Raw genomic sequence first — 16,956 nt, forward strand, 5'->3', positions numbered from 1 at the left:
GCACCAGACCCGCTAAGTTCAGAGCACTTGCAGATTTCTAGGGACGATGAAGATGAAGCTACTGCTGTCAGCCACGCTATGCGCTGCGATGATCACCGGAGTGATGCCCGCCCCAGTCAATGCCGGCGCGATCGAGAGAGCCTGCCGTCAGTCAGACCGTACCGCCGCCTCGCCTTCGTTGTGCCGTTGCATACAATCGGTTGCCAATGCGAGCCTGAATCGCAGTGAGCGCAAAACCGTCTCCAAATGGTTCAACGACCCGCATCAGGCGCAGGTTGTGCGCCAATCCAGCCGCATCTCGGACGAGCGCCTTTGGAAACGCTACAAGTCCTTTGGTGAAAACGCCTCCCGCGTTTGCAGCTGAGTGGCTGTTTCGGGGATGTCCTGAGCTGTAGGCAAAGGGCACCCCACCCATTTCAGTATCGGCCGACAAGATATTTGAGAGGTTCGGATTGGCCGCGTATCTATGAAACCGGGCAAGGCCGCCCTCCCCTACCTCCCCTTTTGACAGGCGCACAGCAGCGCCCACAACGCCACGCAGGAGCGCAGACATGTTGATGAAAGGGGTGACGCTGCGGGGACTTGAAGTCTTTGAAGCGTTGGCCAAGACCGGATCCGTGGCGCAAACCGCTGCCCTGACCGGATTGAGCCAACCCGCCGTAAGCCAGCAACTGCGCAATCTGGAAAACGCGCTGGGGGCCGAACTGGTCAATCATGGCCGTCGCCCGATGGTGCTGACACCGGCGGGGCGCAACTTTCTGGCCCGCACCGAGGCCGTGCTGGCAGAGTTGCGACTGGCGCAGAGCGAGCTGAGCGTGGTTGATCTCAACCACCTGTCGACGCTATCCATTGGGCTGATCGATGATTTTGACAATGATCTGACCCCTCGTCTGGCGACAACACTGGCTGAAAGCCTTGTCAATTGCCGCTTTAAAATGATCACCGCCTCCAGCCACGACATCCTTGAGGCATTGGACGCGCGTGAGCTGCATATCGCCGTCGCCGCGACCGCGGGCGCGCTACGCGAAGGGATCACCGAATATCCGCTGGTACAGGATCCATTCATGCTGGTTGCGCCCCGCGGGATGCTGCACAAGCCTGAGGCCGAGATGGATATCCTCAATTCGTTGCCGTTTCTGCGTTACGAAGGCAGCCAGTTGATTTCACAACAGATTGAAGCGCATCTCGCTCGGCAAAAACTGCTGTTTGAGGAGCGGTTCGAAATCGGGTCGCACCTTTCGCTGATGGCACTGGTAGCGCGGCGGATCGGTTGGGCGATCACCACCCCGTTGGGCTATATGCGGGCGGCCCGTTTTCATGATGAGATCGAAGCCTTCCCCCTGCCCTTTGGAACGTTTGCGCGGCGAATTTCACTATTCTCTAGCGCTGATTGGGCCGACCGGGTTCCGCGCGATGTTGCGCAGACGATGCGACGGCTGGTACAGGGGCATATGATTGATCCGGCGGTCTATCGCCTGCCCTGGTTGGCTGGGGAATTGAAAGTCCTAGACGAGTAGACGCGACCGCTCCTCTTAGTCACGTTTTTTTTGCAAGTCTGTCAGGCGGCTAGCGCAGTGCCTCGGACAGGCCTCTGGCTGCCTCTTCGATCAGGTCAAGGCAGCCATCAAAATCGCGGGTGTAATATGGATCCGGCACATGATCCGCTTCGCTTGCCGAAGCAAAATCAGTGAACAGGTGTACGGTAGCGGTGACCCCTGCCGGTCGCTGGGCCTCGATATCTGCAAGATTGTCATCATCCATCGCAATGATCAGATCAAAGCGGCTAAAATCCTGCGACGTGAACTGACGTGCCCGCAGATCCGACAGATCAATCCCACGAAGGCCGGCCGCCGTCTTCATAGCGCCATAAGGCGGTGATCCGATATGGTAGCCTGCCGTGCCTGCACTATCGGTGACAACATCACGGCGCAGGGTGCGAAACACACCCTCCGCGGCGGGGGACCGACAGATATTTCCAAGGCAAACAAAAAGGACTCTCTGTGTCATGATGACTGACTTTCGCTGTCTTCTCGGCCATTCGACACCACGTGGATGAAGGTTCACCCTAGCGCAATAACCGCTAAAGAAAATAGCCAACCCGTGCAGCAAAGATAAACGGATTGGCTAGAAATTACGGGATCCGTTTCCGGATCAAACCGGTGATCAGTGCGAGTGTTTCATCTCACCATGCTCAGGCTTGCGCTCGAGATCGACGGGAACAGTCACGGAGACTTCGCCGGCCTTTTCAAAGACCAGTGTAAGATCAACGTTGTCGCCATGTGCCAGCGATTTTGTCAGCCCCATCAGCATCACGTGATCGCCACCGCGCTGCAACATGTGGATTTCACCTGCCGGAATGGCAAAGCCCTCTTCGACATGCAGCATCTGCATGACGCCGTTGTCACCTTCCTTATGGGTGTGCAACTGGACCAACTTCGCGGCATCGCTGCGCGCGTCGATCAGGCGGTCGCCGTTTTCGGAGGTGTTTTCGATCATCATGAACACCGCACCGCTTTTGGCGGATTTTGAAGACACGCGGGCATAAGAGTCCATAACGGTTACATCGGCAGCGAAGCCTGCAGTGGCGAAACTGGCGGCAGCGATGACCGCTGCGAAGGTGGTTTTGAAAGTCATGAGACTACATCCTTGATACGTAAGCTTTGAAATTTGGTGAGAAAGAGGCGCGATTAGATCGCGCGGTAACTTCCAAAGTCCGGTGGCGCACGCGCCCAGGTTGCCGGTCGCAACACCGGTATTATCTCAGCACTTCGGCCCAGCTCGCGCGGCAATTGTCGCGGTAAAATGCTATGCCAAAGTTCAGGTAAGGTTAGCCCTATATCGGCAACGAAGGTTAGACACTCAGGGCAGTCCATCGGCGGCGAAACAGGTTGACCATCGCTGTCGAGATAGATCATGACCGGGCCGGTACCAGTGCAGATCACCATCTGACCCGCAGCATCACGCATACCCGCCTTGGCATTGATGCCGGTAACGGCCATCAACGCAATCAGGGCCAGTGCCAGATATCTACGCAAACTTGTCATCCTGACGCGAGATATGCGCGCAAGGCCACGCCACTACAAGGTGAAAAAGGGACGCAGTCAAAGGCCTTATATAGGACAAAAGAAAACGCCGCGCACTATGTCATGCACGGCGTTTCAAATTCTTTTCCCAGCCACTAACGGCTTAGGTTTCAGGCAATCAAGCCTCGGCGGCCTGTGCCTTGGCGATCTCTTTTTTCACCTTCAGCGCGCTGTTGGACAGCTCATCATCCTTGGCTTTCGCCAGGAACGCGTCCAGACCACCACGGTGATCAACGGTGCGCAGCGCTGCTGCGGAGATTCGCAGCTTGATGCCACGGCCCAAGGTCTCGGACTGCAGGGTTACGTCGTTCAGGTTCGGCAGAAAGCGACGCTTGGTTTTGTTGTTGGCGTGGCTGACATTGTTGCCAGTCATCGGGCCTTTTCCGGTCAATTCGCAACGGCGCGACATAGGTTCATCCTTCGTATCTGGGGCGCCCGTAGATGGAAGATCTGAGTTCGGACACCAAATTACAAGGGGCGCGGCCATTGGCTGCGCCCGAAAACTGGTTGGATGCGTTTAGGAGGAATCACGTGCAGGGTCAAGCCATATGAAACGGATTTATGTGGCAGGCCTTATCGAAACTCCGACGGATCACCCGCGCAACCAAGGTTCACGCCCTTTTAGCCTGCCAAACTAGCGAAATCCAGCGCTGATCCGGCGTTTATCCTGCCGTTTACGTGCCGTTTGTTGCCTGGCTCGGCTGCTCCCATGCCACTTCGTTGCAACACTGGAATCAACCGACACCGAGCCCTGCCAGCATATCCTTGGCTGCTGCTGCCGGGGTCATCTGGCCTGCGGCAACGTCTTCGGACAAATCGGCCATGCGAGACTGAGCCCATGGGGTTTGCAACCTGGCCAGCAGTGCCTGGCGCACCTCTTCGTCAAACCAATAGCGAGCCTGCTCACTGCGCCGCCCCTGCCAGTGGCCATTGGTCTGCCGCCAATCGGCCAGCGCCTGCATCTCATCCCAAGCCCGCCCAAGACCGTCCTTTGCCATAGCCGAGACCATCAGTGCCTTGGGATAACCTTCAGGATCCTGCGGGCGTTTGCGCAGCAATCGCAAGGCACCTGCATAATCGGCGCAAGTCCGGGTGGCGGCAGCTTTCAAATCGCCGTCGGCCTTGTTCACCAAGATGATGTCGGCCATTTCCATAATGCCACGTTTGACGCCCTGCAATTCATCACCCCCAGCAGGGGCCAGCAGCAACAGAAAGAGATCAGAAATCTCCGACACCACTGTTTCGGATTGACCGACCCCGACGGTTTCGATCAGCACCACGTCAAACCCTGCGGCCTCGCACAACGCAACTGCTTCGCGCGATCGGCGGCCGACGCCGCCCAGATGCGTCTGACTGGGAGAAGGGCGGATAAACGCATTTTTCTGACGGCTCAGATATTCCATCCGTGTCTTGTCACCCAGTATCGAGCCTCCGGAGCGCGTCGAACTAGGATCAACAGCCAGCACCGCAACCCGTAAACCTTCTGCAATCAACTTCATGCCGAAGCTTTCGATGAAAGTGGACTTCCCGACACCAGGCGTTCCCGACAGGCCGATACGTAGCGCCTGACGGTTTTCGCGCGCCAGCAGGTCCAACAAGAGGGTCGTCGCTTCGCGGTGATCAGCCCGGCCACTCTCGACCAGTGTAATAGCCCGGGCCAAGGCACGGCGTTCGCCGTTCAAAATGCGTGCAGCCAGATCATCGATATCCAGCGGAGCCTTCCGGCTTGCGGCTGTATTCTCTGATCCACCGGAATTACCTGCTGCTGCCATGGTGGCTGTCTCCCGCTCTTTGGTTTGGGCATTGATGGCGCAGCCGGGCGGCGGTTGTCCAGAGAACATCGCTTACTACCTGCGCAAGCCTGTCGTCTCGGTGCTAGACCAAACCCGCGCCATTGGCGATAAGGCGGCATGACAAGATTGCCCATAGATGACGCCCTGCCCGAGTTGATCGCAGCCCTAAGCGCCGAAAAACGTGCTGTGTTGCAGGCCCCGCCCGGTGCGGGCAAAACCACCCGCGTGCCGCTGGCCATGCTGGAGGCCGGACTGTGTTCAGGCCGCATCCTGATGCTGGAACCGCGCCGTCTGGCCGCACGTGCGGCAGCTGAACGCATGGCCGATACTTTGGGGCAGCCTGTGGGTGAAACCGTGGGCTACCGCATCCGGGGCGAGGCAAAGACCAGCGCTGCGACGCAAATTGAGGTGGTCACCGAAGGCATCCTGACACGAATGCTACAATCCGATCCTGATTTACCGGGTATTGGTGCCGTGATCTTTGACGAGTTTCACGAACGGTCTCTGAATGCCGATTTTGGTCTTGCCCTCTGTCTCGAGGTCGCAGGCGCACTGCGGGAGGATCTGATCCTGCTAGCGATGTCCGCAACGCTCGATGCAGCTCCGGTAGCCGCGCTGATGGAAGCCCCGCTGATCACATCTGAGGGGCGCAGCTATCCAGTGGAGAGGCGCTGGCTGGAGGTTCCACTGGCCATAGACAGCCGCAGCGGGCGGGCGCCCCGGCGTCTGGATGCACTGGTCGATCTAGTGCTGCGCGCCGAGGCGGAGACACGTCCTACAGGATCAAGTGGGAGAGGCGGCTCCGAGGCCAAAGGTGGCGGTATACTGGTGTTCCTTCCCGGCGAAGGCGAAATCCGCAAGGCAGCTGCGGCACTGGCAGGCCGACTGCCCGGTGATTGCGTGGTGCGCCCCTTGTTTGGTGCCCTGCCCTTTGCCGAGCAACGCGCCGCGATCCAGCCTGATCCGCAGGCGCGCAAGGTGGTGCTGGCGACTTCAATCGCTGAAACGTCACTGACCATCCAAGATATCCGCGTGGTTGTGGATATGGGGCAGGCCCGGCGCAGCAGGTTTGATCCCGGTTCCGGTATGTCGCGGCTGATCACTGAACGGGTCACTCGCGCCGAGGCCACCCAACGACAGGGCCGCGCCGGCCGGGTGGCGGCCGGTGTCAGCTACTGCTTATGGACCAAGGGTGAAGAAGGAGCTCTTGCAGCATTTCCGCCGCCCGAAATTCAAGCGGCCGATCTTACAGCACTGGCGCTGGAACTCGCTCTATGGGGGGCGCGTCCGGGTGATCTGCCCTTTTTGACACAACCGCCCGCGGGCGCGATGCAGGAAGCACAGGCATTGCTGGGACTGCTAGGTGCTCTGGACGATGACGGGCGGATCACCCCTCATGGCAAAGCACTGGCCAAACTGCCGCTGCATCCGCGCCTGGGGCATATGCTGCAACGTTTCGGTGCCGCCGCCGCACCTTTGGCAGCGCTGCTGGCAGAACGCGACCCATTGCGTGGCGCGCCGGTGGATCTTGCCCTGCGGTTGGAGGCCCTGCGTGATGCCAAAGGGTTTCAACGACGCAGAAACTATCAATTGAACATCCCCACGCTGGATCGCATCAGGGCGGAGGCCAAGCGGCTGACGCAGCAAGCCCGCAACAGATCACAAACATCAACTGCAAGCCCTGCTGTAATGGCCGCTGCCGCCTACCCCGACCGGATCGGTCAACGGCGCAAAGGTGACACACCCCGATATGTGCTGTCCGGCGGGAAGGGCGCGATCCTGCCACTCGAAGATAGTCTGGCTGCCACTCCGTTTCTGGTGGGGCTGGACAGCGACGGCAACCCGCGTGAGGCACGGCTGCGTCTGGCTGCTCCAATCACGCTGTCGGAATTACGCGACGAATTCTCCGCACAGATCGAACCGCTATTGACCTGTGCCTGGTCTAAGCGAGATCGCCGGGTGGTAGCGCGTCGCCAGCAATGCCTGGGCGCCATCGTGCTGGAGGACCACATTTGGAAAGATATCCCGGCAGAGACAGTTGCCGCGGCCATGTTGGACGGTGTGCGCGAGCTAGGTCTGCGATTGACGGGCGCAGCTGCGCGCTTCGTGGCGCGGGTACGCCTGTTGCAGGAGGCAGGCGAAGACCTACCTGATTTCAGCGAGACTGCCCTGCTTGCCACACTTGAAGACTGGCTACTCCCAATGTTGGGCGGCGTGCGCAGCCAGGAAGATTGGAAACGCTTTGATCTGTTGCCCGCCCTACGTACAGCACTGAACTGGGAGCAAACGCAGCGACTGGACCAACTGGCACCACCGCATTTCACCACACCTCTGGGCCGCACGGTACCAATTGACTATACCGAAGCGGTCCCCGAAATCTCTGTCCGACTGCAAGAGATGTTCGGCGTCACCCGGCATCCAACGGTGGGCGGTGTCGCACTAAAAGTCTCGCTTCTTTCGCCCGCACAGCGTCCCATCCAGATTACCCGTGATCTACCGGGGTTCTGGTCTGGATCTTATGCAGATGTACGTAAAGACATGCGGGCGCAATATCCCAAACATCCTTGGCCGGAGGACCCCACACAAGCCGACCCGACGTTGCGGGCGAAACCACGAAAATAGCCCAAATTGACGTCAAAACGTGTAATTTCCCCACTATTTCACGGAAAATTACAGCGAAATCAGCGAAATTCATGGGATTCACCCCCCTACTCCTCTTGAAATCTTGCCGCAACATGCCAAAATCGTTGCAAAGCAAAAATGCACCGAACTGTCACGAAAGACAGATCCGGCAGGTGCTAGAAAGCTGAGCAGCAATGAAACATATCATGTCCAGTGCCTGGGAGGAGTATCTCCGGCCTATGTTCTTTCGACCAAACCGGCTGCAAGTAGCCGCCATGTGCTATCGTAATGGTGCGCAGGGCAAGGATGTTCTGATGATTACCAGCCGGGGCACCGGCCGCTGGATTCTGCCGAAGGGCTGGCCCATCAAGGGTAAGAACGGCGCGCAATCCGCGTTGCAGGAAGCCTGGGAAGAGGCTGGGGTACGTGAAGCTCATATCGAAGGCGAGCCAATCGGCAGCTACGAATATGTGAAATCGCAGGATAATGGTGCCAAAGAAGTTTTACATACGTTGGTGTATAAAGCTGAAGTAACCAAGCTGGCGGATGACTATCCCGAGCAATCCGAACGGGTTCGTAAATGGATATCGCCAAAGGCTGCAGCGGAACTGGTTGCCGAACCGCAGTTGCGCGATTTACTGCGAAATTTGTAACAGTTTCATGACATAAATATGACGCCCCCCTTGCAAGGCAGCAGAGGGGAGGCTAGGCGCGTGCGCGGAATTTGAATCGGGATCGAGACAATGAGCGACGCACCTCAGCGACCGCAGTGGAAAACACTGGACCGGGATCTTAACCGGATCTCTCAACTTGAACTGGCCACTTCTTATGTGTCTCGACCGCTTGTTGCGCCGGGCATTGCACTGGTCTTTATCGCGTTGGCAGGTGTCGGCGCCGCAGTGTTTCTTGGGTCTGCACCTTCAAATTTTGTGGTGATCACGGCAGCTGCTTTTGGGGCCTATATGGCGCTCAACATTGGCGCAAATGACGTGGCCAACAACATGGGCCCGGCAGTGGGTGCCAATGCGCTGACCATGGGTGGAGCCATCGTTATTGCGGCCCTCGCCGAAAGCGCCGGAGCGCTGCTGGCGGGCGGTGATGTTGTCTCGACTATTTCCAAAGGCATCATTGATCCCGCTGGGGTTGCCAGCTCTGAAATGTTCATATGGGCGATGATGGCCGCTCTGATTTCCTCGGCATTGTGGGTCAACCTTGCAACCTGGATCGGCGCACCTGTGTCGACGACCCATTCCGTTGTGGGTGGCGTGATGGGGGCAGGTATTGCCGCGGCGGGGTTTGGCGCAGTGAACTGGCCCACAATGAGCAAGATCGCCGCGAGCTGGGTGATCTCGCCGCTGTTGGGCGGCTTGATTGCCGCCGGGTTCCTCGCCTTCATCAAAGCCAAGATCATATACCAAGATGATAAGATTGCCGCCGCGCGACGCTGGGTGCCGGTTCTGGTGGGCATCATGGCAGGGGCTTTTGCCTCCTATCTCGCGCTGAAAGGTCTGAAGCGGATCATCAAGATCGATCTCGAGATCGCACTGTTGATCGGGGCAGTTGTTGGTGGTCTCAGCTATGTGGTGACCGCGCCCTTGATCAAACGCCAGTCCGAGGGGCTAGAGAACCGCAACAAATCGCTGAAAGTGCTGTTTTCAATCCCGCTGGTGATATCCGCAACCCTACTGTCCTTTGCCCATGGGGCCAACGACGTGGCGAATGCAGTGGGCCCGCTTGCAGCGATTGTACACACCGCAGAGTTCGGCGACATAGCCTCCAAGGTGGCGATACCAACTTGGGTCATGGTGATCGGCGCGTTTGGCATTTCCTTTGGCCTCTTTCTCTTCGGACCCAAGCTGATCCGCATGGTTGGTAGCCAGATCACCAAGCTGAACCCAATGCGCGCCTATTGTGTGTCGCTGTCAGCTGCGATCACGGTGATCGTGGCCAGTTGGCTGGGGTTGCCGGTATCATCGACCCATATCGCAGTGGGCGCGGTCTTTGGTGTCGGATTTTTCCGCGAATGGCATATGGAGCGCCGTCTGCGTAACAGCAAAGCTGTACGGCCCGAGATCCTGCGCATAGCACCGGAAGAACGTCGCCGACGTAAGCTGGTGCGCCGCAGCCATTTTATGACGATTGCCGCCGCCTGGATCATCACTGTCCCGGCCGCTGCGTTGTTGTCGGGCTGCGTATTCCTGATGTTGACCGCAATCATCATGTGATCCACACAGGATAGCTCTCCTCGGAAACGCGAAACCCCGCCCAGAAAATTGCTGAACGGGGGCAATCAAAATAGCAATACATCGCGCGCCTTTCGGCGCGCGAGTTCGACAGATTAACCGCCTACGCAGTAGCGCATGATCGCTTTTTGCGCATGCAAACGGTTTTCGGCCTCATCAAAGATCACCGATTGCGGGCCATCCATAACGGCGGAAGTCACCTCTTCCTCCCGGTGGGCCGGTAGGCAGTGCATGAACAACGCGTCAGGTTTCGCATGCACCATCAAGGCATCGTTCACCTGATAGCCGCGCAGCATATTATGACGACGCTCCTTTGAAGACTGGCTGTCATGCATCGACACCCAGGTATCAGCCACCACCAGATCAGCGCCCTCGACAGCCTTTTGCGCATCGCGTTCGATGATCACCTGCGAGCCTGCTTTGCGCGCAAGGCCCACGAAATCCGGTTCAGGATCGAGCTGCGAGGGGCCTGCAAATGTCAAGTCAAATTCGAACTGTGCTGCAGCATGGAGGAAGGAAGCGCAGACATTGTTACCATCACCGCACCAGACAACCTTTTTACCCTTGATAGGGCCGCGATGTTCCTCGTAGGTCAGCACGTCGGCCATGATCTGACAGGGATGAGTGCGATCGGTGAGACCGTTAATGACCGGCACATCGGCATATTCCGCCATTTCCGTCAGAACGGTTTCATCAAAGGTCCGGATCATGATCATATCCACATAGCGCGACAGCACTCGGGCGGTATCGGCAATGGTTTCGCCATGACCAAGCTGCATATCATTGCCCGACAGAACCATGGTCTGCCCCCCCATCTGACGCACCCCGACATCAAAAGAGACCCGCGTCCGTGTGGATGGCTTTTCAAAGATAAGCGCGACCATGCGGTCCTTTAGTGGCAAATCATCATCCAGTGCCGCCTTGGGGCGTCCAAGACGTGCATCCTTGGTGGCTTTGGCCTGATCGATGATAGTGCGCAGATCACCTGCGTCAGTTTTATGGATATCGAGAAAATGCTTCATGTCGAACGTCGCTTTCGTTGATCTTAGGTCTTGGCGGAGACCTTAAAGTGCTGAAGAGCCATGCAGGGCCAGCCCTGCAGCCCGTGAGTATTTCTGGAAAGATACACCTAAGCGCCCGCTTTGACCTCTACTGCGGTGGCTGCCTGTTCAAGCCGCGCATAAGCTTCTGCAATGTCATCATCGGAGAGTGTCAGCGGCGGCAATAAACGGATCACATTGTCAGCGGCAGGGACCGTCACCACCTCAGCCTCATATCCGGCAGCAACCACATCAGTGTTGGCTGCCACGCATTTCAGACCCAGCATAAGACCTGATCCGCGTACTTCTTCGAAGACATGCGGATGGCCAGCAACCAGACCTTCGAGTTTTTGGCGGAGCAGGCCCGCCTTCCGGTTGACCTCCGCCAGGAACGCAGGATCGGTGACATGGTCCATTACTGCGCAGCCTACTGCGCAGCCAAGCGGGTTGCCACCATACGTCGATCCATGAGTGCCAGCAGTCATACCGGATGCGGCCTCTTCCCTTGCCAACACCGCGCCAAGCGGGAACCCCCCGCCGATGCCCTTGGCCACCATCATGATATCCGGCGTGATCCCGGCCCATTCATGCGCAAACAGCTTGCCGGTCCGGCCAACGCCGCATTGAACCTCATCGAGGATCAGCAGAATGCCATTTTCGTCACAGATCTGGCGCAGCGCCTTCATTTCTGCATCAGGAACAGGTCGAATGCCGCCCTCACCCTGCACCGGTTCGATAAGGATCGCGGCTGTCTGGTCACTGATCGCATCAGTCACCCCGTCCAAATCACCGAACATAAGATGTGTGAACCCCGGCAACATCGGGCCGAAGCCCCTGGTCATTTTCTCTGACCCCGCTGCAGAAATACCGGCAGTCGAACGGCCATGGAAAGAACCGGAAAAGGTCAGGATCTCAACCCGCTCTGGCTGGCCTTTCTCATAGAAGTACTTACGCGCCATTTTCACGGCAAGTTCGCAAGATTCCGTGCCTGAGTTGGTGAAAAAGACGGTATCGGCAAAACTATGTTCAACCAGCCGGTCCGCCAGCGCCTGTTGTTGGGGAATGTGGTAGAGATTAGAAACATGCCAGAGGTTTTCCGCCTGTTCGGTCAAAGCTTTGACCAGAGCCGGATGCGCATGGCCAAGCGCGTTCACAGCAATGCCCGCCGCCAGATCCAAAAAACGTCGCCCGTCTGCCTCGATCAGCCAGGCGCCCTCGCCCTTCACAAAGCTAAGGGGGGCACGATTGTAAGTCGGCAGAACGGACGGGATCATCGGGATCTTCCTTTTGGACAGAATGGGCCAAGCAGTGACGCAGCAAGGCCGTAGGGTCAACGATTTTGGATATCAAATGTGCCTGCATAAGACACGGGGGATCGGGGCCGATTACGCGCTGTGGCGTCGGCGTCGCAGCAAAGTGATATGTGCAGCGTTGATCATGGCAGCGTCCATAACGGAGGTTTTGAGAAAAGAAAAGACTATTTGTCAGAATCAACTATCAATTCGAGCGTCCAGACGCTCCGATCACGACTGCCCTCGCGCAACCACCAAAGAGCTTATGGTCGATGACGGCTTGCCTTTATCTGCTGAGGCGGGCAACGCTGCGCGATATGATCGGTACTCGTCAAAACCCGGCACTTGCTGCCGCCCTTGTTCTGCTCGCAACGGTCTTTATCGCCGGCACCACCCTGATTGCGAAAGCATTGGGCACAGATGCTCTTGGCACGCCGCTGCACCCGTTTCAGATCAGCTTTGGGCGGTTCATATTTGCATTTCTGGCGATCAGCATGCTGGTCGGCCTGCGACGCCCCAAGTTGACGCGCCCCAATTGGGGGCTTCATATCGGGCGCACCAGTTTCGGCTGGATGGGGGCGACCCTGATGTTTGCCTCGGTCGCCTACATCCCACTGGCGGATGCCACGGCAGTGACCTTCCTCAACCCGGTATTTGCCATGATCCTCGCCGTCCCATTGCTTGGAGAGCGAGTTGGTCCCTGGCGTTGGGCCGCCGCGGTAATTGCATTGGTGGGTGCAATGGTGCTGCTGCGACCAACGCCTGCAAGTTTTCAGCCGGCCAGCCTGCTCGCGCTGACGGCAGCGGCCGTGATGGGGCTTGAGCTGATTTTCATCAAACGGTTGGCGGGGCGCGAACGACCGCTACAGATCCTATGGCTGAACAATTTGCTTGGCAGTCTGATTGCCTGCATTGCTGTGTTCGCGTTCTGGCAGCCTCCGAGCGCAGAACAATGGGCCCTGATGGTCATGCTGGGTTGCATGATGGCCTGTGCACAGGGGTGTTTCGTCAATGGCATGGCCCGGGCGGATGCGTCCTTTGTTGCACCGTTCAGCTATGCGACGCTGATCTTCGCAGCGATCTATGATTATGCGGTGTTTTCCGCGACACCGGATGCGATCACGGTGCTGGGCGCGGTCATCATTCTGAACGGGGCGGCACTTTTGGCCTGGCGCGAGGGGCGACAACGGCCGCCTACCCTGCATCTGGATCCCGGCACAAAGGCTGATCAGGATTTGAGCCGGTAACCACTGCGCAGCATCACCCACGCCAAGGTCCCAATCCCAAGGCTGGACAGGCTGCAGATCACCAGCCCCAGCAAAGGTGAGCTGTCGGACGTGCCAATAACACCGAATCGCATGCCGTCGATTAGGTAGAAAACCGGATTGAGGTGGGACAGGGTCCGCAACACCGGCGGCAGGGCTTCGACCGAGTAAAAGGTGCCCGAGAGAAAGGCGAGTGGTGTAACGATGAAATTGGTGATCGCCGCCATCTGGTCAAATTTCTCGGCAAAAACCCCGGCAACAATGCCAAGAGCCCCCAAAAACGACGCACCAAGCACTATGAAGAGCAGTGCCACCAGTGGATATTCAGGCACCACACCCAGAAATAGCATGATGCCAACGCCGAGCCCCACTGCTACCAGTACACCACGCGCAACAGCCCCAGCCAGATAGCCAAGCAAGATCTCAAATCCCGAAAGCGGCGGCATCAGGGTATCAACAATATTACCCTGCACCTTGGTGATCACAATCGAAGACGAGGTATTGGCAAAAGCGTTCTGGATCACTGTCATCATCATGATGCCAGGTGCAAGAAACACAATAAACGGCACACCCATGACAGTGCCACGCCCCGGACCGATCGCAATATTGAAAATCATCAGGAACAAAGCGGCGGTGACCATCGGCGCAAGAAGCGTCTGGGTCCAGACCACTAAAAACCGTGTAATCTCGCGCCGGGCCAAGGTTCGCAGACCAAGCCAATTCACCCGCCCAAAGCGGCGCTCGCCCAGCGCAATGCCAGTTCCGATCTCAACCATGTGCGGTGGTGTATCCTGTGCCATATCGCGCCTCTTTAGTAATCTTCGGGCTTACGCCCGGGGCCATTTCTATGTCTATCCCCGGTCACGGCGAAATCGTCTGCTCACCGGGCCTCGTCGATCCCTACCCTGTTTCGTACTGCACCGTCTCAAACCATGGTCCCTCTTGCAGGGCAAGCGGCTTTCACCCATTTCATAGCAACGCAGCACCGTTGCAGGCTTGCAAGCGCAAGACGCTCTTGTAACTCCCCACGCAGTGATTAGAATAGAGGCTTGTTACGGAATTCGATGGCGGCCGCAGGTTCCTGGGGCCGCTTTTAGCTTGGAAAGGCAACAGATGTCCTGGACAGACGAGCGCGTCGAACTGCTCAAGAAAATGTGGGGCGAAGGGCAATCTGCAAGCCAGATCGCCAAGGAACTGGGCGGAGTGACCCGGAACGCTGTTATTGGCAAGGTGCATCGCCTGGGACTGTCCAATCGCAACAGCGGTACGGCAAAGCCCGCAGCCGAGCCCAAGGAAAAACCAGCCGCAGCGCCGAAACCGGCGCAAGCTGCAGCGCCGGCCAAGCCAAAGCCGCAGCCCAAGACCGAACCGGCCCGTCCGGTAACGCCAGAGCCTGCTGCATCGGCTGATGCAAAGCCGTCCACGCCGGCGCGCCGCCAGATCATCCCGGCGGGCCAGCCGCTTCCGCCGCAGCCCTCGGCCAATGAAATCAGCCCTGAAGCGCTGGCAAAGGTCAATGAGATCGAGAAAAAGGCCAAAAAACTGGGCCTCATGGAGCTGACCGAACGGACCTGCAAATGGCCCGTAGGCGACCCTGCGACCGAGGATTTCTGGTTCTGCGGCCTGCCTGTTCAACAGGGCAAGCCATATTGCGAAGCGCATGTCGGCGTCGCGTTCCAGCCCATGAGTGCACGCCGCGACCGCAAACGGTAAACGGCGATCCTGTTGGACACTGATCCGACATTGTCGTCTCAAAACAAAAACAGCGCCCCGGTCAGCTCCGGGGCGCTGTTTTTCTATGAGGAGAAGACAACCTACGTCGCCTCCCCCATATGATCCGGGTATGAGCGAAATCAGCCCTTTGCTGGAGCCACGGATGTAAAGTTTGGAATCACATTTTTGGAGGCATCTGCAGGTTCGATTTCGGGCCAGTTGCCTTCTGCGAGATTGATGTTTCCGGGGATGTCTTCTTCCCAGAATCCAACAACGTTCTTGGTGATATTCAAATACAGTTTGTCATCAATGATGCGCCACAGATTCGGGTTGCCCGGAACCTTGCCACCCTTGGACACCCCAAAAGCGCAGTGACCATCGTACTGAGGCGCGTAGTAGTCGGGGTTAGCTGCAAATTTGTCACGGTTCTCGGCACTGGAGAACGCAAATTTGGCACCGTTGTGCTCAGCGGTATAGGCCGCATTACCAGGAACCGCAGAAGGCTGAGCAGCCCCAACCGGATTCTGTGCCAAATCGCGATAGGCTACAACGTCATAACCGGAAACTGCAAAACCGGTGCTATCTACATACTGGTCACCGGCAAATGCAGGCAGACCGAAAGATGCGGCAGCAAGGGCGGCAAAGAGAACGCGTTTCATAAACTATCCTTTTCTAGGGTCCGGGGCGTAAACGCCCGGAAGAGGCTGAACACCGACCGGAACGGCCGGGCTGGCTCAACAATATGCGCATCTGCGAAGATGCGAAGGGGGCCTCACGGCCCTGTGTCCGATACGGAGCCACTGTGATCTGAAGCCCGGATTTGTTACAGGCACCCGTTATTTACGCGCTTCGTCAAGAAAAAGTGTTCGAGACAGACCTTCCAGTCATTGGAATTTCTCTCAGCCCGCTTATGTTCTGCAGAAGACGGTGTTGCTTCCAGACTTGGACGAGCCACCACCGATGTCAGAAAGATTTGCCTAACACATTCAAAAAAACCTTCAAAACAAGGCTAAGAGATGAGTGACACAACCTATACACCGCCAAAAGTCTGGACCTGGGAACAGGAAAGCGGCGGACGCTTCGCCTCAATCAACCGCCCCATCGCTGGCGCCACCCAAGATAAAGAACTGCCGGTGGGCGAGCATCCCTATCAGCTCTATTCGCTGGCGACGCCCAATGGGGTGAAGGTCACCGTGATGCTGGAGGAGCTACTGGCTGCAGGGCACTCCGGCGCAGAATATGACGCCTGGCTGATCAATATAGGCGAAGGTGATCAGTTTGGCTCTGGCTTTGTTGATGTGAACCCAAACTCCAAAATCCCAGCGCTGATGGATCGCAGTAGCGATGCGCCGGTGCGGGTTTTTGAATCCGGTTCGATCCTGGTGCATCTGGCTGAGAGATTCGATGCCTTCCTGCCCAAAGAAGGCGCTGCACGGGCAGAGGTGATGAACTGGTTGTTCTGGCAGATGGGCAGCGCACCCTATCTGGGCGGTGGCTTTGGTCATTTCTATGCCTATGCCCCAGAAAAATACGAATACCCAATCAACCGTTTTTCGATGGAGACCAAGCGTCAGCTGGATGTCTTGGATCGCCAATTGGCCGAGAACCGCTATATCGCGGGCGCTGATTACTCCATCGCCGATATGGCGATCTGGGCATGGTACGGTCAGTTGGTTCTGGGACGGCTATATGAAGCGGCTGAATTCCTAGACGTCGAGAGCTACACGCATATGGTTCGCTGGGCCAAGGAGATCGACGCCCGTCCGGCGGTATCACGTGGGCGTATGGTCAACCGGGCCTTCGGCGAATTGCATACCCAGCTGCGTGAACGCCATAGCGCGTCTGATTTTGACACCAAAACACAGGACAAGCTGGAACCGGCAGACGCCGAGAGCTGATGCATGC

At 57.6% G+C, this 16,956-nt stretch carries 17 protein-coding genes; 8 read left to right on the top strand and 9 right to left on the bottom strand.

Translation table 11 applies throughout. The features are described from left to right. The first annotated feature begins 52 nt into the window (after positions 1–52). Together ACEWZM_RS03940 and ACEWZM_RS03945 are read left to right on the top strand one after the other, a co-directional pair. Entirely contained in the window at positions 53–364 is a 312-nt protein-coding gene (locus ACEWZM_RS03940) for a hypothetical protein (protein ID WP_414005204.1), read from the top strand. Between the two features lie 187 nt (positions 365–551). Next, a complete protein-coding gene (locus ACEWZM_RS03945; protein WP_414005205.1) occupies positions 552–1,517 on the top strand; it encodes a LysR family transcriptional regulator in 966 nt (321 codons plus the stop codon). A gap of 49 nt (positions 1,518–1,566) precedes the next feature. On the opposite strand, the gene ACEWZM_RS03950 is transcribed toward ACEWZM_RS03945, so the two are convergent. The 5 genes from ACEWZM_RS03950 to meaB form a co-directional block, all read right to left on the bottom strand. After that, positions 1,567–2,007, bottom strand: coding sequence for a low molecular weight protein-tyrosine-phosphatase (locus ACEWZM_RS03950; RefSeq protein ID WP_414005206.1), 441 nt, complete (start codon positions 2,005–2,007; stop codon positions 1,567–1,569). 156 nt (positions 2,008–2,163) lie between these two features. Beyond that, on the bottom strand, positions 2,164–2,634 hold the full coding sequence (locus tag ACEWZM_RS03955) for a copper chaperone PCu(A)C (RefSeq protein ID WP_414005207.1): 471 nt from the start codon (positions 2,632–2,634) through the stop codon (positions 2,164–2,166). A 53-nt stretch (positions 2,635–2,687) separates the two neighbouring features. Then, a complete protein-coding gene (locus tag ACEWZM_RS03960) occupies positions 2,688–3,044 on the bottom strand; it encodes a DUF2946 family protein (RefSeq protein WP_414005208.1) in 357 nt (118 codons plus the stop codon). 157 nt (positions 3,045–3,201) lie between these two features. Then, positions 3,202–3,492, bottom strand: a complete 291-nt coding sequence (gene rpmB, locus ACEWZM_RS03965) for a 50S ribosomal protein L28 (RefSeq protein WP_414005209.1) — start codon at positions 3,490–3,492, stop codon at positions 3,202–3,204. A gap of 325 nt (positions 3,493–3,817) precedes the next feature. Beyond that, positions 3,818–4,855: a methylmalonyl Co-A mutase-associated GTPase MeaB gene (meaB, locus tag ACEWZM_RS03970; RefSeq protein WP_414007949.1), complete on the bottom strand. Its 1,038-nt coding sequence runs from the start codon at positions 4,853–4,855 to the stop codon at positions 3,818–3,820. A 138-nt stretch (positions 4,856–4,993) separates the two neighbouring features. On the opposite strand from meaB, the gene hrpB reads away from it, so the two are divergent. The 3 genes from hrpB (at position 4,994) to ACEWZM_RS03985 (ending at position 9,723) form a co-directional block, all read left to right on the top strand. Next, positions 4,994–7,498, top strand: coding sequence for an ATP-dependent helicase HrpB (gene hrpB, locus ACEWZM_RS03975; protein ID WP_414005210.1), 2,505 nt, complete (start codon positions 4,994–4,996; stop codon positions 7,496–7,498). A 194-nt stretch (positions 7,499–7,692) separates the two neighbouring features. Further along, positions 7,693–8,151 carry an NUDIX hydrolase gene (locus tag ACEWZM_RS03980; RefSeq protein ID WP_414005211.1) on the top strand — a complete coding sequence of 153 codons (459 nt, stop codon included), beginning with the start codon at positions 7,693–7,695 and terminating at the stop codon, positions 8,149–8,151. Between the two features lie 90 nt (positions 8,152–8,241). Continuing rightward, positions 8,242–9,723 carry an inorganic phosphate transporter gene (locus ACEWZM_RS03985; protein ID WP_414005212.1) on the top strand — a complete coding sequence of 494 codons (1,482 nt, stop codon included), beginning with the start codon at positions 8,242–8,244 and terminating at the stop codon, positions 9,721–9,723. A gap of 113 nt (positions 9,724–9,836) precedes the next feature. Here ACEWZM_RS03985 and argF read toward each other — a convergent pair whose 3' ends face one another. Both argF and ACEWZM_RS03995 read right to left on the bottom strand, forming a co-directional pair. Beyond that, complete coding sequence (gene argF, locus ACEWZM_RS03990) at positions 9,837–10,763, bottom strand: ornithine carbamoyltransferase (RefSeq protein WP_414005213.1); 927 nt, start codon at positions 10,761–10,763, stop codon at positions 9,837–9,839. 107 nt (positions 10,764–10,870) lie between these two features. Next, positions 10,871–12,055: an aspartate aminotransferase family protein gene (locus ACEWZM_RS03995; protein WP_414005214.1), complete on the bottom strand. Its 1,185-nt coding sequence runs from the start codon at positions 12,053–12,055 to the stop codon at positions 10,871–10,873. A 290-nt stretch (positions 12,056–12,345) separates the two neighbouring features. On the opposite strand from ACEWZM_RS03995, the gene ACEWZM_RS04000 reads away from it, so the two are divergent. Next, positions 12,346–13,320 (top strand): DMT family transporter, encoded by a 975-nt coding sequence (locus tag ACEWZM_RS04000; protein ID WP_414005215.1) that lies wholly within the window; start codon positions 12,346–12,348, stop codon positions 13,318–13,320. Here ACEWZM_RS04000 and ACEWZM_RS04005 read toward each other — a convergent pair. Then, positions 13,302–14,138, bottom strand: coding sequence for an ABC transporter permease (locus tag ACEWZM_RS04005; protein ID WP_414005216.1), 837 nt, complete (start codon positions 14,136–14,138; stop codon positions 13,302–13,304). The genes ACEWZM_RS04000 and ACEWZM_RS04005 overlap by 19 nt on opposite strands. Before the next feature lie 313 nt (positions 14,139–14,451). Between ACEWZM_RS04005 and ACEWZM_RS04010 the strand changes: the two genes are divergently transcribed. Continuing rightward, positions 14,452–15,051: a GcrA family cell cycle regulator gene (locus ACEWZM_RS04010; protein ID WP_414005217.1), complete on the top strand. Its 600-nt coding sequence runs from the start codon at positions 14,452–14,454 to the stop codon at positions 15,049–15,051. 140 nt (positions 15,052–15,191) lie between these two features. Here the strand turns inward: ACEWZM_RS04010 and ACEWZM_RS04015 are convergent, their stop codons facing one another. Next, positions 15,192–15,710, bottom strand: a complete 519-nt coding sequence (locus ACEWZM_RS04015) for a YHS domain-containing (seleno)protein (RefSeq protein ID WP_414005218.1) — start codon at positions 15,708–15,710, stop codon at positions 15,192–15,194. Positions 15,711–16,067: 357 nt separating this feature from the next. On the opposite strand from ACEWZM_RS04015, the gene yghU reads away from it, so the two are divergent. Further along, complete coding sequence (gene yghU / locus ACEWZM_RS04020) at positions 16,068–16,949, top strand: glutathione-dependent disulfide-bond oxidoreductase (RefSeq protein ID WP_414005219.1); 882 nt, start codon at positions 16,068–16,070, stop codon at positions 16,947–16,949. Positions 16,950–16,956: the final 7 nt, after the last annotated feature.

The sequence above is a fragment of the Phaeobacter cretensis genome (genome assembly GCF_047372505.1).
GTDB lineage: Bacteria > Pseudomonadota > Alphaproteobacteria > Rhodobacterales > Rhodobacteraceae > Phaeobacter > Phaeobacter cretensis.

Coding starts and splice junctions, on each gene's coding strand:
- yghU (WP_414005219.1), top strand. CDS start 16,068: ATGAGTGACACAACCTATACACCGCCAAAAGTCTGGACCTGGGAACAG.
- ACEWZM_RS04000 (WP_414005215.1), top strand. CDS start 12,346: ATGACGGCTTGCCTTTATCTGCTGAGGCGGGCAACGCTGCGCGATATG.
- argF (WP_414005213.1), bottom strand. CDS start 10,763: ATGAAGCATTTTCTCGATATCCATAAAACTGACGCAGGTGATCTGCGC.
- ACEWZM_RS03945 (WP_414005205.1), top strand. CDS start 552: ATGTTGATGAAAGGGGTGACGCTGCGGGGACTTGAAGTCTTTGAAGCG.
- ACEWZM_RS03955 (WP_414005207.1), bottom strand. CDS start 2,634: ATGACTTTCAAAACCACCTTCGCAGCGGTCATCGCTGCCGCCAGTTTC.
- rpmB (WP_414005209.1), bottom strand. CDS start 3,492: ATGTCGCGCCGTTGCGAATTGACCGGAAAAGGCCCGATGACTGGCAAC.
- ACEWZM_RS03985 (WP_414005212.1), top strand. CDS start 8,242: ATGAGCGACGCACCTCAGCGACCGCAGTGGAAAACACTGGACCGGGAT.
- ACEWZM_RS04015 (WP_414005218.1), bottom strand. CDS start 15,710: ATGAAACGCGTTCTCTTTGCCGCCCTTGCTGCCGCATCTTTCGGTCTG.
- ACEWZM_RS03995 (WP_414005214.1), bottom strand. CDS start 12,055: ATGATCCCGTCCGTTCTGCCGACTTACAATCGTGCCCCCCTTAGCTTT.
- ACEWZM_RS04010 (WP_414005217.1), top strand. CDS start 14,452: ATGTCCTGGACAGACGAGCGCGTCGAACTGCTCAAGAAAATGTGGGGC.
- hrpB (WP_414005210.1), top strand. CDS start 4,994: ATGACAAGATTGCCCATAGATGACGCCCTGCCCGAGTTGATCGCAGCC.
- ACEWZM_RS03950 (WP_414005206.1), bottom strand. CDS start 2,007: ATGACACAGAGAGTCCTTTTTGTTTGCCTTGGAAATATCTGTCGGTCC.
- meaB (WP_414007949.1), bottom strand. CDS start 4,855: ATGGCAGCAGCAGGTAATTCCGGTGGATCAGAGAATACAGCCGCAAGC.
- ACEWZM_RS03980 (WP_414005211.1), top strand. CDS start 7,693: ATGAAACATATCATGTCCAGTGCCTGGGAGGAGTATCTCCGGCCTATG.
- ACEWZM_RS03960 (WP_414005208.1), bottom strand. CDS start 3,044: ATGACAAGTTTGCGTAGATATCTGGCACTGGCCCTGATTGCGTTGATG.
- ACEWZM_RS04005 (WP_414005216.1), bottom strand. CDS start 14,138: ATGGCACAGGATACACCACCGCACATGGTTGAGATCGGAACTGGCATT.
- ACEWZM_RS03940 (WP_414005204.1), top strand. CDS start 53: ATGAAGCTACTGCTGTCAGCCACGCTATGCGCTGCGATGATCACCGGA.